Source organism: Streptomyces sp. NPDC015144 (genome assembly GCF_043079735.1).
Classification (GTDB): domain Bacteria; phylum Actinomycetota; class Actinomycetes; order Streptomycetales; family Streptomycetaceae; genus Streptomyces.
This window is the reverse complement of the sequence record NZ_JBIBUU010000025.1, coordinates 1-16,969: the sequence shown is the minus strand read 5'-3', so window position 1 is coordinate 16,969 and position 16,969 is coordinate 1. Positions and strand designations below refer to the sequence as shown.

15 protein-coding genes and 1 riboswitch are annotated in these 16,969 nt (G+C 69.7%); of the genes, 3 read left to right on the top strand and 12 right to left on the bottom strand.

Annotated elements, in window-relative coordinates; translation table 11 throughout:
* Positions 1–6: 6 nt before the first annotated feature.
* Positions 7–1,512: a glutamate--cysteine ligase gene (locus tag ACF08W_RS30940; protein WP_385218301.1), complete on the bottom strand. Its 1,506-nt coding sequence runs from the start codon at positions 1,510–1,512 to the stop codon at positions 7–9.
* Between the two features lie 478 nt (positions 1,513–1,990).
* Here ACF08W_RS30940 and ACF08W_RS30935 point away from each other — a divergent pair, with 478 nt between their 5' ends.
* Both ACF08W_RS30935 and ACF08W_RS30930 read left to right on the top strand, forming a co-directional pair.
* A complete protein-coding gene (locus ACF08W_RS30935; RefSeq protein ID WP_352280519.1) occupies positions 1,991–2,584 on the top strand; it encodes a hypothetical protein in 594 nt (197 codons plus the stop codon).
* A gap of 356 nt (positions 2,585–2,940) precedes the next feature.
* Positions 2,941–3,147 (top strand): DUF5999 family protein, encoded by a 207-nt coding sequence (locus ACF08W_RS30930; protein WP_352280518.1) that lies wholly within the window; start codon positions 2,941–2,943, stop codon positions 3,145–3,147.
* Positions 3,148–3,235: 88 nt separating this feature from the next.
* On the opposite strand, the gene gcvP is transcribed toward ACF08W_RS30930, so the two are convergent.
* Complete coding sequence (gcvP, locus tag ACF08W_RS30925) at positions 3,236–6,121, bottom strand: aminomethyl-transferring glycine dehydrogenase (protein ID WP_392281291.1); 2,886 nt, start codon at positions 6,119–6,121, stop codon at positions 3,236–3,238.
* Between the two features lie 194 nt (positions 6,122–6,315).
* Positions 6,316–6,413: riboswitch (glycine riboswitch) on the bottom strand.
* 101 nt (positions 6,414–6,514) lie between these two features.
* Here gcvP and ACF08W_RS30920 point away from each other — a divergent pair.
* The gene (locus ACF08W_RS30920; RefSeq protein ID WP_352280516.1) at positions 6,515–6,895 is read left to right on the top strand and encodes a PRC-barrel domain-containing protein; all 381 of its coding nucleotides are present in this window, start codon (positions 6,515–6,517) and stop codon (positions 6,893–6,895) included.
* Here the strand turns inward: ACF08W_RS30920 and ACF08W_RS30915 are convergent.
* From ACF08W_RS30915 to pgsA, 10 genes are all read right to left on the bottom strand, one after another.
* A complete protein-coding gene (locus ACF08W_RS30915) occupies positions 6,820–8,283 on the bottom strand; it encodes a DNA polymerase IV (RefSeq protein WP_392281290.1) in 1,464 nt (487 codons plus the stop codon). The two genes, ACF08W_RS30920 and ACF08W_RS30915, sit on opposite strands and share 76 nt — an antisense overlap.
* A gap of 57 nt (positions 8,284–8,340) precedes the next feature.
* Positions 8,341–8,880 carry a MerR family transcriptional regulator gene (locus ACF08W_RS30910; RefSeq protein ID WP_352280514.1) on the bottom strand — a complete coding sequence of 180 codons (540 nt, stop codon included), beginning with the start codon at positions 8,878–8,880 and terminating at the stop codon, positions 8,341–8,343.
* A gap of 241 nt (positions 8,881–9,121) precedes the next feature.
* Positions 9,122–9,595 (bottom strand): bifunctional nuclease family protein, encoded by a 474-nt coding sequence (locus ACF08W_RS30905; protein WP_352280513.1) that lies wholly within the window; start codon positions 9,593–9,595, stop codon positions 9,122–9,124.
* A gap of 54 nt (positions 9,596–9,649) precedes the next feature.
* Positions 9,650–10,390 (bottom strand): MerR family transcriptional regulator, encoded by a 741-nt coding sequence (locus tag ACF08W_RS30900; RefSeq protein WP_352280512.1) that lies wholly within the window; start codon positions 10,388–10,390, stop codon positions 9,650–9,652.
* 41 nt (positions 10,391–10,431) lie between these two features.
* Positions 10,432–11,220, bottom strand: a complete 789-nt coding sequence (locus ACF08W_RS30895; protein WP_352280511.1) for an FHA domain-containing protein — start codon at positions 11,218–11,220, stop codon at positions 10,432–10,434.
* 190 nt (positions 11,221–11,410) lie between these two features.
* Positions 11,411–12,199 carry a DUF881 domain-containing protein gene (locus ACF08W_RS30890; protein ID WP_392281289.1) on the bottom strand — a complete coding sequence of 263 codons (789 nt, stop codon included), beginning with the start codon at positions 12,197–12,199 and terminating at the stop codon, positions 11,411–11,413.
* Between the two features lie 5 nt (positions 12,200–12,204).
* Positions 12,205–12,537, bottom strand: a complete 333-nt coding sequence (locus ACF08W_RS30885) for a small basic family protein (RefSeq protein ID WP_003970459.1) — start codon at positions 12,535–12,537, stop codon at positions 12,205–12,207.
* Positions 12,534–13,457 (bottom strand): DUF881 domain-containing protein, encoded by a 924-nt coding sequence (locus tag ACF08W_RS30880; protein ID WP_352280509.1) that lies wholly within the window; start codon positions 13,455–13,457, stop codon positions 12,534–12,536. The genes ACF08W_RS30885 and ACF08W_RS30880 overlap by 4 nt, the downstream gene beginning before the upstream one ends.
* Before the next feature lie 98 nt (positions 13,458–13,555).
* A complete protein-coding gene (locus tag ACF08W_RS30875; RefSeq protein ID WP_352280508.1) occupies positions 13,556–16,051 on the bottom strand; it encodes a mannose-1-phosphate guanyltransferase in 2,496 nt (831 codons plus the stop codon).
* Between the two features lie 113 nt (positions 16,052–16,164).
* Complete coding sequence (gene pgsA / locus ACF08W_RS30870) at positions 16,165–16,773, bottom strand: CDP-diacylglycerol--glycerol-3-phosphate 3-phosphatidyltransferase (protein WP_352280507.1); 609 nt, start codon at positions 16,771–16,773, stop codon at positions 16,165–16,167.
* Positions 16,774–16,969 lie beyond the last annotated feature (196 nt).

Below are 16,969 nucleotides of genomic sequence, written 5' to 3'. Positions count from 1 at the left end.
CCCGGGTCACGGCTTGGGCGCCCCGGTCGGCCAGGTGTGGACGGGCTCCCCGCTGTGCATCAGTTCGGCGTAACGGCGGGTGGTCGCGGCCAGCGCCGCGTGCCGGTCGAGTCCGGCCTCCCGTGCCCGGTGGTAGGTGTCCGCCTGCCAGGAGGCGCCGTTCACCCGCCGTCGGCACCGTTCCTCGATGACGCCGAGGAAGCGGTCGCGGTCCGCGGGCTCGATGTTCCAGGCGTCGAGCCCGGCCGCGGCCAGCGGCAGCAGCTCGTCGCGTACGAGCTTGACCGCGGGCACCCGGGTCAGCCCGCCCGCACGGCCGGGGCGCGGCCAGACCAGCTCCGCGTCGATGCCCGCCCGGCAGGCAGCGTCGAAGTTCTCCTCCGCCGCGGCGAACGGCAGTCTCGTCCACACCGGGCGGGACTCCTCGGCGAGCGAGCGCACGAGGCCGTAGTAGAGCGCCGCGTTGGCGATCATGTCGATGACGGTGGGGCCGGCGGGCAGCACCCGGTTCTCCACCCTCAGGTGGGGGACGCCGTCGACCAGCCCGTACACAGGGCGGTTCCAGCGGTAGATCGTCCCGTTGTGGAGCACCATCTCCGCCAACCGGGGCACGCCGCCCTCGTCGAGGACCCGCAGCGGCTCCTCCTGGTCGTGGATCGGCAGGAGCGGCGGGAAGTAGCGCACGTTCTCCTCGAAGAGCTCGTACGCCGAGCCGATCCACCGCTCCCCGAACCAGGTCCGGGGCCGTACGCCCTGGTTGCGGAGCTCGGGCGGGCGGGTGTCGGTGGCCTGCAGGAAGAGCGGCGGTCTCGACTCCCGCCAGAGCTCCCGGCCGAAGAGGAAGGGCGAGTTGGCCCCCAACGCGATCTGGACACCGGCGACCGCCTGGGACGCGTTCCACACGTCGGCGAACCGGGCGGGCGTCACCTGGAGATGGAACTGGACCGAGGTGCAGGCAGCCTCGGGGGCGATCGAGGCGGAGGTGGAGACCATCCGCTCCACGCCCTGGATGTCGAGGGCGAAGACCTCGCCCCGGGCAGCCACCATCTGATCGTTCAGCAGCGTGTAGCGCTCCGCGTCCGAGAGGCTGGAAAGCACGAGGTCCTCGCGGCGCAGCGTGGGAAGAATACCGATCATCATGAGCCCGGCATCGACCTCGCCCGCCTTCCGGTGGGCATATCCGAGCCCGGCCCTGAGCTCTTCGGTGAGCTGGTCGAGAACGCGGCCGCCCAAGTGATGGGGCACCACGTTCACCTCCAGATTGAACATCCCGAGTTCCATCTGGAAATCGCGGCTCGCTATACGCGGGAGGACCTCCCCATTCATCATCTTCGGCATGCCGTCGGCACCCGCGAGATTCAGCTCGATCTCCACACCCATGAGGCTGCGCGGACGGTCGAACCGCCGCTCCGAGAGAAGTCGCTCCAGCCCCTCCAGGCACTCGTGGAGCTTCTTCCGGTACCTCTGCCGATCGGACAGGTCAAAGACGCCCGCCACGACCTTCTCCCCCATCGAAGCGTCCCTCCCTCGGTGGACGGCCCGCGGCCCAGACCGCTCGTATCACGATCGATAATGCCCAGAGCAGATGATCCATAACGCCCCCGGGAACGCCACTGACCCACTAGTCTCATAACAGACGCTCGGGGCACATTCCAAAGGCATGATGCGGGATGTGTTTGCCGGTCGACGGAGGGAAAAACGGCGGCGTGTTTCAGCCGTCCGCGTTCCAGGAAAAACGCCTGGCGACGACTGTGCAACCGTCAGGGAATCAGCACTTTCTGTACATTTTCGAGTCTTGATACCACCTTGCTTTCATTGCCCGCGACGACTAGTGGAATCACTGTGTGAACACGTTTCGTATAAACTTCGCGCACGAGGCAGAGAGTTGACGCACCGGCTCGGTCCCGGCCCCTCTGGCCCCGCATGCCGACAGCGCCGTCTGCACCCGCCCACGCACCACCGTGTCTCCCGAAGCGAGAGGCGACCCACCATGCCGCTGCATCTCTTCCCTGCTCCCGCGCCCGCTCTGCGCAGCGTTCTCGCGGCCCTCGGTTCACCCACCGCCGTACGCGAAGCCCGCACCCCCGCCCTCCGGTCCGCCCAGGGACCGCTCAGCCCCGAACTCCCGCTCCCGGTCCACGTACTGGAGCGGATCGGTCCGAACGTCCCGGCCCCGGCGACCCGGCTCACCGGATGGAGGTTCCTGATCCGCGACGCGGAGCGGGCCGTCGCGGCCGCGGACACCATGATCACCGCGGACGGCTGGACCTTCTCGCACTTCTTCGAGGGCCCCTACATCGCCTCGACCGAGCTCGCCCTGCGCCAGGCGGAGACGGTGGCACCGCGCTACCAGCCGCGGCTGCTGTCCATCCCGGAGCTGTACATGCTGACGCTGTGGCTGCACGGCGACGCCGAGGCGGACGCCGCCGCCGGGGAGCTCGCCCCCGCCGACCTCCTGGTCCCGCTGGCCCCCGCCCCACCGGGGATCGCCGCGCACCGCCCGCACCGGGTCGCCGATCTGCTCCGGGTGATGACGCTGCGCATCCCGCCCGGCCCCGGACCGCTGCTCGGCTCCCCGGCCTGAAGTCCCGGCCACCGTCTCGCACCGTGCCCCGCCGCCGTCCGGTGGCGGGGCACGGTGCTCCGCCGGGGCCGAACGGGTGCCGGGGCCGGCAGGGCTCCGAGGTGGGGGCGCATTCCCCGCCCGTCCGGACTAGCCCGTACCGGCCACCCCGAACCATCCGAATTGACAGTGCAGTTGCGGTGAACCGTCCGCGTGGGTGACACGTCCTCCGGGTCAGGAGAAGTGCTGCTTCGAAATCCCTGCGGATTGACGCCCGTGGGGCAACACTGGGACCGGACCGATCGATACGGGGGACGGCCATGAACAGCTCATCCAGCCGCAGGACATTCACTACAACGCAGCGAGAGAACCCAGCCATGTGTCAACACCAGCCACCGTGCCCGACCGCCGACTCAGCCGACCGGGAGGCCGCCCGCCTGACGGCGCACCATCCGGAACAGGGCTGGAGCCTGCTGTGCAACGGCGTCCTGCTCTTCGAGGACACCGGCGAACTGCTCCCGGACGGTCAGATCATCGCCCCGCACCGGCCACTGGCGACCGGCCGGGTGGTGAAGGCCGCCTGACCGCGGCCGACAACGAACGGGGGCCGGCCCGGAGAATCCTCCGAACCGGCCCCGGCACGCGTCCGCGTCACACGGCGGTGCTCACACCTCAGTGGTCGTACTCGTCCAGCGGCGGGCAGGAGCAGACGAGGTTGCGGTCGCCGAAGGCACCGTCGATCCGGCGCACCGGCGGCCAGTACTTGTCGGCGGCCACGACACCGGCCGGGAAGACGGCCGTCTCACGGCTGTACCCGTGCTCCCACTCCCCGCCGACCATCCCGGCGGTGTGCGGGGCGTTGCGCAGCGGGTTGTCGTCCGCGCTCCACTCGCCGGAGGCCACCTTCTCGATCTCGTCGCGGATGGCGATCATCGTGTCGCAGAAACGGTCCAGCTCCGCGAGGTTCTCGCTCTCCGTCGGCTCGATCATCAGCGTCCCCGCGACCGGGAACGACATCGTCGGCGCGTGGAAGCCGTAGTCGATCAGCCGCTTGGCGATGTCGTCGACGCTGACGCCGGTGGCCTTGGAGATCGGCCGCAGGTCCACGATGCACTCGTGCGCGACCAGCCCGGCCGGACCGGTGTACAGGATCGGGTAGTGCGGCTCCAGCCGCTTGGCGATGTAGTTGGCCGCCAGCACCGCGACCTGCGTCGCACGCTTCAGCCCCTCCCCGCCCATCAGGCGCACGTACGCCCAGGAGATCGGGAGGATGTCGGCCGAACCCCACGGAGCGGCCGAGATCGGCCCGACCCCGGTCTCGGGGCCCGCCGCGGGCTGGAGCGGGTGGTTCGGCAGATACGGGGCGAGGTGGGCGCGCACGCCGACCGGGCCGACGCCGGGGCCGCCGCCGCCGTGCGGGATGCAGAAGGTCTTGTGCAGGTTCAGGTGCGAGACGTCGCCACCGAACCGCCCCGGCCGGGCGAGGCCGACCAGCGCGTTGAGGTTGGCTCCGTCGACGTAGACCTGGCCGCCGGCGTCGTGCACCTCGGCGCAGATGTCGGCGACGTGCTCCTCGAACACCCCGTGCGTCGACGGGTACGTGATCATGAGCACGGCGAGCTCGTCGCGGTGCTTCTCGATCTTGGCCCGCAGGTCCTCGACGTCCACCTCTCCGTCGTCGGCGGTCTTCACCACGACGACCTTCATCCCGGCCATCACGGCGCTGGCCGCGTTGGTGCCGTGCGCCGAGGAGGGGATGAGGCAGACGGTGCGCTGCTCGTCGCCGTTGGCCCGGTGGTATGCCCGTACCGCCAGGAGACCGGCGAACTCGCCCTGCGAGCCCGCGTTCGGCTGGATCGAGACCGCGTCGTACCCGGTGACCTCGGCGAGGCGCTCCTCCAGCTCACGGATGAGGGTGAGGAAGCCCTCGGCCTGCTCGGCCGGGGCGAAGGGGTGCAGCGCGCCGAACTCGGGCCAGGTGATCGGCTCCATCTCGGTGGTCGCGTTCAGCTTCATGGTGCAGGAGCCGAGCGGGATCATGCCGCGGTCCAGCGCGTAGTCCCGGTCGGAGAGCCGGCGCAGGTAGCGCAGCATCGCGGTCTCGGAGCGGTGCTGGTGGAAGACCGGGTGGGTGAGGACCGCGTCGGTACGCAGCAGCCCCTCGGGCAGCGCGTCGGCGACGGTGGCGTCCAGCTCCTCGATGTCGCCCTCGGCGCCGAAGGCGGCCCAGACGGCGGCGATCTGCGTCCGCGTGGTGGTCTCGTCGCAGGCGACGGAGACCAGGTCCGCGTCGACCGGGCGCAGGTTGACGCCGCGCGCACGGGCCTCGGCGACGACCTCGGCCGCCTTGCCCGGGACACGGACGGTGAGCGTGTCGAAGTGGGCGCCGGTCACGACGTCGACACCGGCGGCACGCAGCCCCGCGGCCAGGATCGCGGCGTAGCGGTGGGTGCGCCGGGCGATCGTCCTCAGCCCGTCCGGACCGTGGTAGACGGCGTACATCCCGGCCATGACGGCGAGCAGCACCTGCGCGGTGCAGATGTTGCTGGTGGCCTTCTCACGGCGGATGTGCTGCTCACGGGTCTGCAGGGCCAGCCGGTACGCCTTGTTGCCGTCGGCGTCGACGGAGACGCCGACGAGGCGGCCCGGGAGGCTGCGGGCGAACTTCTCGCGCACGGCCATGTAGCCGGCGTGCGGGCCGCCGAAGCCCATCGGGACGCCGAAGCGCTGGGTGGTGCCGATGGCGATGTCCGCGCCCAGCTCGCCGGGGGAGGTGAGCAGGGTCAGCGCCAGCAGGTCGGCGGCGACCGTGACGATCGCGCCCAGCTCGTGGGCCTGCTCGACAAGGGGGCCGAGGTTCCGCACCTCGCCGGAGGCGCCGGGGTACTGCACCAGGACGCCGAAGACACCGCGCTCGGCGATCTCGGCCGGGATGCCCCCGGACAGGTCGGCGACGACGACCTCGACACCGGTCGGCTCGGCGCGGGTCTCGATGACGGCGACGGTCTGCGGCAGGGCGTCGGCGTCGACCAGGAAGACGCCGTTCTTCACCTTGCCGACGCGCCGGGAGAGCGCCATGGCCTCGGCGGCGGCGGTGCCCTCGTCCAGCAGGGAGGCACCGGAGGTGGGCAGCCCGGTCAGGTCGGCGACCATCGTCTGGAAGTTGAGCAGGGCCTCCAGGCGGCCCTGGGAGATCTCCGGCTGGTACGGCGTGTAGGCCGTGTACCAGGCGGGGTTCTCCATGACGTTGCGCAGGATCACCGGCGGGGTGAAGGTGCCGTAGTAGCCGAGCCCGATCATCGGGGCCAGCACCTGATTGCGGTCCGCGAGGTCGCGCAGCTCGGCGAGGACCTCGGCCTCGGTACGCGCGGCCGGCAGCCCGAGGGCCTCCGTGCTCCTGATGACATCGGGCACCGCGGCCGCGGTGAGTTCGTCCAGCGAGCCGTAACCGACCTGGGCGAGCATCTTCGACTGCGCCTCGGCATCGGGTCCGATGTGGCGCTGCTCGAACGGAATACCCTGCTCCAGCTGGGAGAGCGGAGTGCGACGGGGGGTCATGGTGGAGGCCTCCTGGTCTGTCACGACCTGCGAGGGGCACCCCGGCGCGGGTGCCCGAACGGCCTCCCCCTCTGTCATCTCGACCTGAGAGCTTCACCGGCGCGCTTTGCGGCGTACCGGCTTTCACCGTCGGTGAGGTCGGGATTCGTACCGGCACCCGGCCGTACGAAGCCTGTCCTGCTTTCCAGAGTGACCTCGTCCGTGCGGTACGGGGGCCTGAGAGATTCCGGGGAGGATTTGCTCCTTCGGCGCCCTCCGGATCAGCTCCGAAGGACTCTCCCGCACGGGGTCAGCGGCCATGACCAGCCTACCAGCGGGGTTCGTGGCCGATTTCTCAAGTGGCCGACCACCCGGATCTGGCCTTTTGTAGTGCTTGTGGAGTAGTTGCGACCAATGGGAGGGACCGTGCAGACCGACATCGATCCGCGGAGCCTGATCGGCCGCAAGGCGTTCGACCGCAAGGGCGTCAAGATCGGGACCGTGGACGAGGTGTACCTCGACGACGCGACCGGGGTCCCGGAATGGGCGGCCGTACGCACCGGGCTCTTCAGCCGGGACGCGTTCGTACCACTGGAGCCCAGTGAATTCGTGGCGGACACGCTCCGCGTCCCGTTCGACCGGGCACTGATCAAGGACGCGCCCGACTTCGGCGTGGGCCGTCACCTCTCCCCCGAGCAGGAGCTCCAGCTCTACCGCCACTACGGGCTCGACTCCCCGCCCGGCGACGTCCCCCCGGACCGGGACTTCGGCAGGCTGGCCGGCCAGGACGAGTAGTCCGGCGGATTCCTCACCAGCGGCAGCGGCTCGGCCGGTCCGAGCTCCGGATCGTCCGTGCGGAACGTACGCACCCGGCCGGGCGGTGACTCGGGCTCCTCGAACCGCACCGTCACCCGGCCGACACCGCTGCCCTGCACCCAGCCGTGGCCGTACTCGGTGTGCTCCACGTCGTGTCCGGCGGACCAGCGCCGGGCCGCGCGCTCCTCGACCGTCTCCGGGGCCTTAGCCCCGGGCTCGCCCCTTTCCCCGGCCCCGTCCTCCTCCGCCGCCGGTGGCTCCTCCAGCGGCCCTCCCGCCACCGCCCGCTCCCCTGCCGCAGCCTGGGCGAAGAGATCCTCCTGCGTGTAGTCGGCGAGCCCCGTGACGCCCACGCCGAGGAGCCGGACGCCCCCGGTGGTGTCCACGGCCTCCAGGAGCCGCGCGGCGGCCTCACGGACCACCGTGGGATCGTCCGTGGGCCCGCGGAGCGTCTCGGACCGTGTGAGCGTCGAGAAGTCGTAGCGGCGCACCTTCAGCACCACCGTCCGTCCGGATCTGCCCGCGCCCCGCAGCCGCTGTACGCACCGGTCGGCCAGGCGCTCGACCTCCGACCGGATCCGGACCCGGTCGTGGAGATCGGCGTCGAAGGTGTCCTCCACCGACACCGATTTCGCGTCCCGCTCCGCGACCACCGGCCGGTCGTCGTGCCCGAGCGCCATCCGGTGGAGCGCGCCGCCGTGCGCCTTGCCGAGCAGCCGTACGAGCTCGTCCTCACCGGCCTCGGCCAGGTCGTCGACGGTGGTCATCCCGGCGCGGCGCAGATGGTCCGCCGTCGCGGGCCCCACCCCGGGAAGGATCCGCACCGGTTTGGGGGCGAGCAGCGCCCGCTCCGTGCCCGACGCTATCAGCCGCAGCCCGTCCGGCTTGGCCTCCTCGGAGGCGATCTTGGCCAGCATCTTGGATCCGGCGAGCCCGACCGAGCCGGTGAGCCCGGTGACCGCTTTGATGGCCTCCCGCAGCCGTGCGCCAATCTCCAGGGCCGACGCCGTGTCGTCGGCCGTGCCCCCGGCCTCCAGGTCCACGAACGCCTCGTCCAGACTGAGCGGCTCCACCAGCGGGGAGAGCCGGGCGAGCAACTCCATCACCTGCTCGCTCACCGTCCGGTAGAGCTGGAAGCGGGGCACCAGGTAGGCCGCGTTGGGCGCGAGCCGCCGCGCCTGGGCCATCGGCATGGCGGAGTGCACCCCGAAGCGCCGCGCCTCGTACGAGGCGGTGGCGACGACCCCGCGCGGCCCCAGCCCGCCCACCACGACCGGTTTGCCGCGCAGGCTCGGCTTGGCCGCCTGCTCCGCCGAGGCGTAGAAGGCGTCCATGTCGAGATGGAGGATGGTGGGCGCGGCTCTCACACCCACCGATGCTGCCCTACGGCACTGACAATCGCCGTGACCCGCGCGTCCGCCGGGTCAGCCGGCCCGGTTGCGCCGCCGCGCCAGCTCGTCGGTGGGGTTGTTCCGGACGAGGGTCTCGCCGGTGTCCACCCGCTCGCCGTGCAGCTGCGAGAGCGCGGCGTCGACGTCCTGCCACACCACGCCCACGGCGATGCCGAAGATCCCCTGGCCGCCCTGGAGCAGACTGACGACCTCGTCGGGCGAGGAGCACTCGTACACCGTCGCCCCGTCGCTCATCAGCGTCATCCGCTCAAGATCCTGGAAGCCGCGGGCCCGCAGGTGCTGCACCGTGGTGCGGATGTTCTGGAGCGCCACGCCGGTGTCCAGGAAGCGCTTCACGATCTTCAGCAGGACGACGTCCCGGAAGCTGTAGAGCCGCTGCGTGCCGGAACCGTACGCGGGGCGCACGCTGGGCTCCACCAGCCCCGTACGCGCCCAGTAGTCGAGCTGCCGGTAGGTGATCCCGGCCGCCGCGCAGGCGGTCGGCCCGCGGTAGCCGATGTCGTCGGCCGATGCCACTGCGCCCCCCGCCACCGCCGGTTGAACCGGTTGCACGACGGTGCGGTCGGCTGTACTTCCCTGCTGCGAATACGACCCGCCCGCTGCCGTACCGTCGCCGCTGCTTCTCACGCCGACCTCCGTCCTTGACCTGCCTTATCGAAGGTAGGCAGTCACTCGGGGTGCGTCAACGATCGCCACACTCGGCACGCCGAGTGATAATCACCCCGAGGGTGGTTTCCTCTGCCCCGCGAGCGGGAAAGGCTGGCCGGATGTACTGACGGCGGCCCGAGGACGGTCACTGGCTGTTGGTACCGAAGTCCTCCGGGGAGATCTGGTCGAGGAACTCGCGGAACTTCTCCACCTCGTCCTCCTGCTCGTCCGGGATCGCGATGCCCGCGTCGTCGAGCACCCCGTCGCTGCCGTAGATCTTCGTTCCGGTGCGCAGGGCGAGCGCTATGGCGTCGGACGGCCGTGCGCTCACCTCCACCCCACTGGCGAAGACCAGCTCCGCGTAGAAGACCCCTTCCCGGAGGTCCGTGATGCGGACCTCGGTGAGCTCCTGGCCCACGGCCTCGAGCACGTTCTTGAAGAGATCATGGGTCAGCGGCCTGGCAGGAGCCATGCCCTGCTGAGCGAAGGCGATCGCGGTCGCCTCCCCGGGACCGATCCAAATGGGGAGGAACCGGTCGCCTCCCACTTCACGCAGGAGCACGATCGGTTGGTTCGAGGGCATTTCCACCCGGACACCCACAACGTCGAGCTCGTTCACACAGCAACCCTAGGACGTGCCCGGCAGGTTTGGGTAGTCGGGCGCCCGCGCGACTCAGTGGAGCCGGATGTGCAGGGCGCTCTGGACGAAGGCCGAGTGAAGCCGTACGGACAGCTCCGCGAGCTCTTTCGCCGTGGCCTCCGCATGGGCTCTGGTCTGCGGATTCCGGTGTCTGCGCAGGGGTGCGACCACCTGCTCGATGAGCCCGACCTCACGGTCCGCGGCCGCCCGCATGGCACGCAGGTGACGCGGTTCGAGACCGAACCTGCCCAGATCCGCCACAAGCTTGGCGACGGTGACCGCCTCGGCGTCGTAGCCGCCCTCGGCCGTCGGGGTGACCAGACCGTACGACTCCCACTCGTCGAGCTCGCTCTCGGTGACCTCGGCGGCGGCCAGGAGCTCCGCACGGCCGATCCGGGCCGCGGTGGGCCGTCCGGGCTCCGGGAGGGTCCCGTCGCCGGGATCCCGGGGGCCGCCCCCGGACGGCAGGGCGGACTGTTCACCGCGGGCGACGGCATCCAGATGCTCCCGGATGACCTTCAGCGGCAGGTAGTGGTCCCGCTGCATGCGCAGCACCTGCGCCAGCCGCTCCACATCGGCACCGCGGAACTTGCGGTAGCCGGAGGGGGTCCGCTGCGGCTCGACGAGCCCTTCGGCCTCCAGGAAGCGAATCTTGGAGATCGTGACCTCGGGAAACTCCTCCCGCAGCCGCAGCAGCACCGTCCCGATGCTCATGGGGCGGTCGTCGCCGGTGGCGGTGCCGGCCCCGGCACCGCCCGTCGGTGTTCTCAGCATGGACCTTCCTGGGGTTCCCCCCGACGGCGTCAGGGAGCGGGTCAGATACCGCGCTGGCTCGCGTAGAAGACCAGCCGGTACTTGCCGATCTGCACTTCGTCACCGCTGGACAGGGCGACGGAGTCGACCGGCTCACGGTTGACGTACGTACCGTTCAGACTGCCCACGTCCGCGACCGTGAAGCTGCCGTCGGCACCCCTGCGGAACTCCACGTGGCGACGCGACACCGTCACGTCGTCGAGGAAGATGTCGCTCTGCGGGTGACGGCCGGCCGTGGTCAGCTCGCCGTCCAGCAGGAAGCGACTGCCCGAGTTCGGACCGCGGCGCACCACCAGGAGCGCCGAGCCGAGCGGCAGTGCCTCGACGGCGGCCTGCGCCTCGGGCGAGAGGGACGGAAGCGCGGTCTGGCCGGTGGTCTCCGGGTCGTACGCCTCCAGACCGGAGATGGAGATGGTCGAGGTCGTCTCGGAGGCACGCTCCGGAATCCCGCCCCGCAGCGGCGTACCGCAGTTGGAGCAGAACCGGCCGGCCTCGGTGTTGCGATGGCCGCACCTCGGACAGACCGGCATGGGCGAACCCTCCTGGCTGGAGGCGAACCCTCCACCCGAACTCGAGGCCGACGATTCCCCGAAACCTATGCGGGCGGCACCGGCAGGGTCAACAGACGACGCGCCGGTTGCGCCCGAATTGTCACTCCCCGTGCCCGCCACCTGATCACGGAAGAGCGGGCGTTCCGAACCCTGCTCCTCCGCCTGGCCATGGCGCGGTGCGCGATGGCGGGCGGCCTCGTCGCGAGCGCTCTTGCCGAACAACTTCCCAAACAACTTCACGGGCGATTCCCCTTGACCGAAATAGACCCGCCCGTGGGGCAGGACGAACCCTGAATGAACACACCTGCCGACCCGGACATCTTCACAACGTCCGTATCCACCCGACAGTTTCCACCACGCACCACCAATACGGTGCGGCGACCCCCCGCAACCTCGCGCCCGTGTCCTTCGACCCCTCCGCGCCGCGATGTCACGGTGACGACGACCGAGCGTAGTCAGGCTGCTCCGCCCGTCGCAAGGCATCCACGACGATGTCGTCGGCCCGGGCCACCCGCACGGTGGCCTGCTCCTTCTCCAGGGTCTGCACCACACCGCCCGGGATGTTGAGCGCCGGCTCCAGGTCCTGGGGCTTGCCGATCACCTTGAAGACGTACGGTTCGGTGATCTTACGGCCGTCGACGGCGACGTGGCCGCCCTCACCGGAGAAGTAGGTGTTGGCGACCACCCGCACCCCGTTGACCTCGATCGCCTCGGCGCCCGCGGCACGCAGCTCCTGGAGCGCGTCCAGCAGCATGTCCGCCTTCACACCGTCCCCGGGGTCATGGACGGTGAGGGTGATCCCGGGCCCGTGGGCCGCCACGGTGCCCGCGAGGACACCGAGTTGCCGTTCCTTCTCGACCGTCTGCTTGCGCGCCTCCTCGGCCTGGTCGGAGCTGTTCTCCAGCTCCGTGCGCTGGGCGGCCAGCCGCTGCTTCTCGTCCTCCAGCCGCTGCGTCCGGTCGTCCAGCTCGTCGAGGATCCGGACCAGGTCCTCCTGCCGGGCACCGCGCAGTGCGCTGTTGTCGCTGGTGGACCGCACCTGGATGGCCAGCCCGAGCCCGAGCACGAACAGCAGCACCGCGACGGTCAGTTGGGCCCGTGTCACCCGTGGCGGCCAGAGACCGGCGACCAGCCGCTGGCGGCCGGTGAGTTCCTGCACGGGTTCCTGTACCGGCTCCTCGGCCCTCTCGGGGCCGTCGGGACGTTCTTCGTCGCTCATCGCCATCAGGCCCGGAAGACGTGCCGGCGGATGGCCGCGGCGTTGGAGAAGATCCGGATCCCGAGCACGACCACCACACCGGTGGAGAGCTGCGCGCCCACGCCCAGCTTGTCGCCCAGGAACACGATGAGGGCGGCCACCACGACGTTCGAGAGGAACGACACGACGAAGACCTTGTCGACGAAGATCCCGTCGAGCATGGCCCGCAGGCCGCCGAAGACGGCGTCGAGCGCGGCCACGACGGCGATCGGGAGATACGGCTCGACCACGGCCGGCACCTCGGGCCGGACCAACAGCCCGACCACGACTCCCACGACGAGTCCCAGTACGGCGATCACGATGTGCCCTTCCCTGTGTCTGCCGCACCACTGCCGGTGTCTGCGGCACGATAAGGCTCTGCTGTACGTACGATCAGGCTCGGCGCGACCGGGAGGCTGATCTTCTGCTGTGCGGACAGGTTCGTCCGGATGTCGAAGGTGTCCTTGAGCGCCTGCAGGTACTGCCCGTCGGCACTGTCCTGGAAGGCGGCGGCGAGCTGCTTCCCGTTCCCCACCGCCAGCACCGTGTAGGGCGGCACCAACGGCCTGTTGTCGACCAGTATGGCGTCGCCCGCGGCCCGGATCGCCGACAGGGCCGTCAGCCGCTGGCCGTTGATCGCGATGGCCTCCGCGCCGGACTGCCACAGTCCGTTGACGACCCGTTGGAGGTCCCGGTCGCGGACCCGCCCGGTGTCGGCGAACCCGGTGGTCTCCCTGGGACCGCCACCGCCCTGGTCGGTGTCCTTCGCGTCGTCGACGACGAGCTTCACACCGGGCCCCTCCACCGGGGTCGCCCCGGCGAGCAGCGCCACCCGCTCCCCCTGGTCCCCGCCGTGCTTCTCCAGGGCCTTGCGCTGGCGCCTGCCCACGTCGTCCCGGAGTTCGTCCACCTCCGCCTCGAGGCTGTCGGCGGCCGCGGTCTCGTCGTCGATGCGCCCGATCAGCTCCTGGCGCTCCTTGGCGAGGACCGGCGCGGAGACCCGCGCCTCCGCGGCCCCGAGCGTCACCACGAGCGCGGCGAGCACCAGACAGGCGGCGAGGCCGAGCCTGGACTTGAGCGTGCGGGGCATGCCCGCCGTCCCGTCGGCCTCGCGGCGCGCCGACGCCTCGGCGTACCCGTCGTCGAGGCTGTGGTCCATCACGTTGGTCAGCAGCGACATGGACGCGTCGGGACGCGCGGGGGGCGGGGCGGTACTCCGATCGGGGGGCTGCTGCGACATGCCGCACATCGTCGCACGTCGCCGAGGCTACCGCCGAATGGCCCCACCGGTGTGCCCGAGGCCGTCGCCGGACGCCGCCGGGCACACCGGTGGGGGTGTCACCGACCCGCGCCCTCCACGACGGCCGCCCACTCGTCCAGCAGCAGCTGTGCGGAGGCGTCGTCGGGCCCCTCGGCCCACAGATGGGTGACCGCCTCGGCCGGGTCCGGCAGAACCATCACCCAGCGCCCGTCGGCCTCGACCACCCGTACACCGTCCGTCGTGTCGACGTCGCGGTCCCCGGCGGCCTCCACGACCCGGCGCATCACAAGTCCCTTGACGGCCCAGGGGGTGGCCAGGTCACGGCGCAGGACATGGGCACGGGGGATGCGGGCGTCGATCTGGCTGAGCGTGAGCTGTGTCCTGGCCACCAGCCCGAGGAGCCGCACGAAGGCTGCGGATCCGTCGAAGACACTGCTGAATTCGGGAACGATGAAGCCGCCGAGCCCGTCTCCACCGAAGATGGTGCCTTCCTCTCTCCCCACGCGCGTCAGATCGTCCGGTGACGTGGTCGTCCACTCGACCTGTGTGCCGTGGTACGCCGCCACCTGCTCGGCGACGCGTGTCGTGGTGACGGGCAGGGCCACCCGCCCGCTGCGCCGTTCGGCCGCCACGAGATCGAGCATCACCAGGAGCGCCCGGTCGTCCTCGATGATCCGTCCCCGCTCGTCGACCAGGGAGAGCCGCTCCCCCACCGGGTCGAACCGTACGCCGAACGAGGCCCCGGCCGAGCCGACGATCTCGCCCAGCCGCACCATGCCGGAGCGCCGTGTCTCGGCCGTCTCGGTGGGCCGCGATTCGTCGAGGCCGGGATTGATGGTGAGCGCGTCGACACCGAGCCGCCCGAGCAGGCTGGGCAGGACGAGCCCGGCGCTTCCGTTGGACGCGTCGACGACGACCTTGAGTCCCGCGTCGGCGATGCCCGTGGTGTCGACGTTCCGCAGCAGCGACCCGGTGTACGAGTCGAAGACGCTGGACGGGAAGTGCAGGTCCCCGATCTCGCCCGGGAAGGCCCGGCGGTACTCCTGACGTGCGTAGACCCGGTCCAGCTTCCGCTGGCGTGCCTGCGAGAGGTCGGCGCCCCGTTCGTCGATGAACATGATGTCGACCGAGTCGGGGACCCCTGGAGAGGTGCGGATCATGATGCCGCCTGCGCTCCCCCGCGCGGTCTGCTGGCGGGCGACGGGCAGCGGTACGTTCTCCAGGTCCCGGACGTCGATGGCGCTGGCCTGGAGAGCGGAGATCACGGCACGTTTCAGTGCGCGGGCGCCGCGGGAGTGGTCACGCGCGGTGGTGACCGTCGCCCCCTTCTTGAGGGTGGTGGCATAGGCTCCGGCGAGCCGGACCGCCAGCTCGGGAGTGATCTCGACGTTGAGGATTCCGGACACACCGCGGGCACCGAAGAGGTGTGCCTGTCCGCGCGATTCCCAGATCACCGAGGTGTTGACGAAGGCACCGGCCTCGATGGTCTTGAACGGGTAGACCCGGACGTTGCCCTGAATGATCGATTCCTCACCGATCAGGCACTCGTCGCCGATGACGGCGCCGTCCTCGATGCGTGCCGCTCCCATGACGTCGGTGTTCTTGCCGATCACGCACCCACGCAGATTGCTGTGCTGGCCGATGTAGACGTTGTCGTGGATCACGGCCTTGTGCAGGAAAGCACCGCTCTTGACCACCACGTTCGATCCGATGACCGTGTGTTCACGTACTTCGGCGCCTGCTTCGACCTTCGCGTAGTCACCGATGTAGAGCGGCCCTCGGAGCACCGCGTCGGGATGCACTTCCGCGCCTTCCGCGACCCACACACCGGGTGAGATCTCGAATCCGTCGATGTCGACGTCGACCTTGCGCTCCAGCACGTCGGCCTGGGCCTTCACATAGCTCTCGTGTGTGCCGACGTCCTCCCAGTAGCCCTCGGCGATATAGCCGTAGATGGGCTTGCCCTCCTTCATGAGCTGGGGGAAGACATCGCCCGACCAGTCCACCGAGACATCGGCTGCGACATAGTCGAAGACCTCGGGCTCCATGACGTAGATGCCGGTGTTGACGGTGTCCGAGAAGACCTGGCCCCAGGTGGGCTTCTCCAGGAAGCGCTCGACCTGGCCGCCCTCGTCCACGATCGTGATGCCGAATTCCAGCGGGTTCGGCACCCTGGTCAGACACACCGTGACCAGGCCGCCCTTTTCCTTGTGGAAGGCGATGAGATCGGTCAGGTCGAAGTCGGTGAGCGCGTCCCCGGAAATGACCAGGAAGGTGTCGTCCTTCAATGCCTGTTCGGCATTCTTCACGCTCCCGGCGGTACCGAGTGGCTTCTCCTCGTTGGCATAGCTGAGCTCCATTCCGAGCTCTTCGCCGTCCCCGAAGTAATTCTTGACCAGCGAGGCAAGGAACTGGACCGTTACGACGGTCTCGTTCAGCCCGTGCCGTTTGAGCAGCCGAAGCACATGCTCCATGATCGGCCGATTGGCGACGGGCAGAAGAGGCTTGGGCATGCTTGAGGTCATGGGACGAAGGCGTGTGCCTTCGCCGCCAGCCATCACAACGGCCTTCATGTCGGAAACGTCCTCCTTGAAGAGACGACGGTTTAGCCGACTTCGCCCGTCAGGGCACCATCCGGGTCATCAGTGGCGGGCCGGCCACACTGCGCGGCACCGCGGTAACGAGCTCAATCGGCTTCTGCGTCCGCCTTGACGAGTCGGCGGACCTGAACGACGTAGAGGATCCCTGCCCACCAATAGAGCGTTGTACCCCAACCTGCGAACGCCCATCCGAAAATAGCGGCCAACGATGCCAGCCAACCACTTCCGTCGCTGAGCAGCAACAAGGGGAACGCGTACATGAGGTTGAACGTGGCAGCCTTGCCCAGGAAGTTCACCTGGGGCGGCGGATAGCCGTGGCGCCGCAGGATTCCGACCATCACGAGGAGCATCAGCTCCCGGGCCACCAGCACGGCGGTGAGCCAGAGAGGGAGGATCTCGCGCCAGGTCAGGCCGACAAGGGTCGAAAGGATGTAGAGGCGGTCCGCAGCGGGATCCAGGAGCCGGCCGAGGTTGCTGATCTGGTTCCATCGACGCGCGAGCTTGCCGTCGAGGTAATCGCTGATTCCGCTGAACATCAGCACGAGCAGAGCCCAGCCATCGCTCTGGGGGCCGCCGAACACGGGGCGAAGAATCAGCCACAGGAAGAGCGGAACGCCGACGAGGCGAGCCATGCTGAGGATGTTGGGGATGGTGAGTACCCGGTCCGTCTGAACCCGAGTCTCCTGAACCTCCACCCGGGGGCCTCCTGTGAAGAAAGTGCCAATGATGCCCCCTGACCCTACCCTCAGCCTCCGTCGCCGGTTGCACAGGGGTGAGGGCAGGCAATAGATCCGTGAACGCAGAAAAGCCCCGTGTCCACAAAGGACACGGGGCTTTCCCGTAAAAGAAGTTCGGCGGCGTCCTACTCTCCCACAGGGTCCCCCCTGCAGT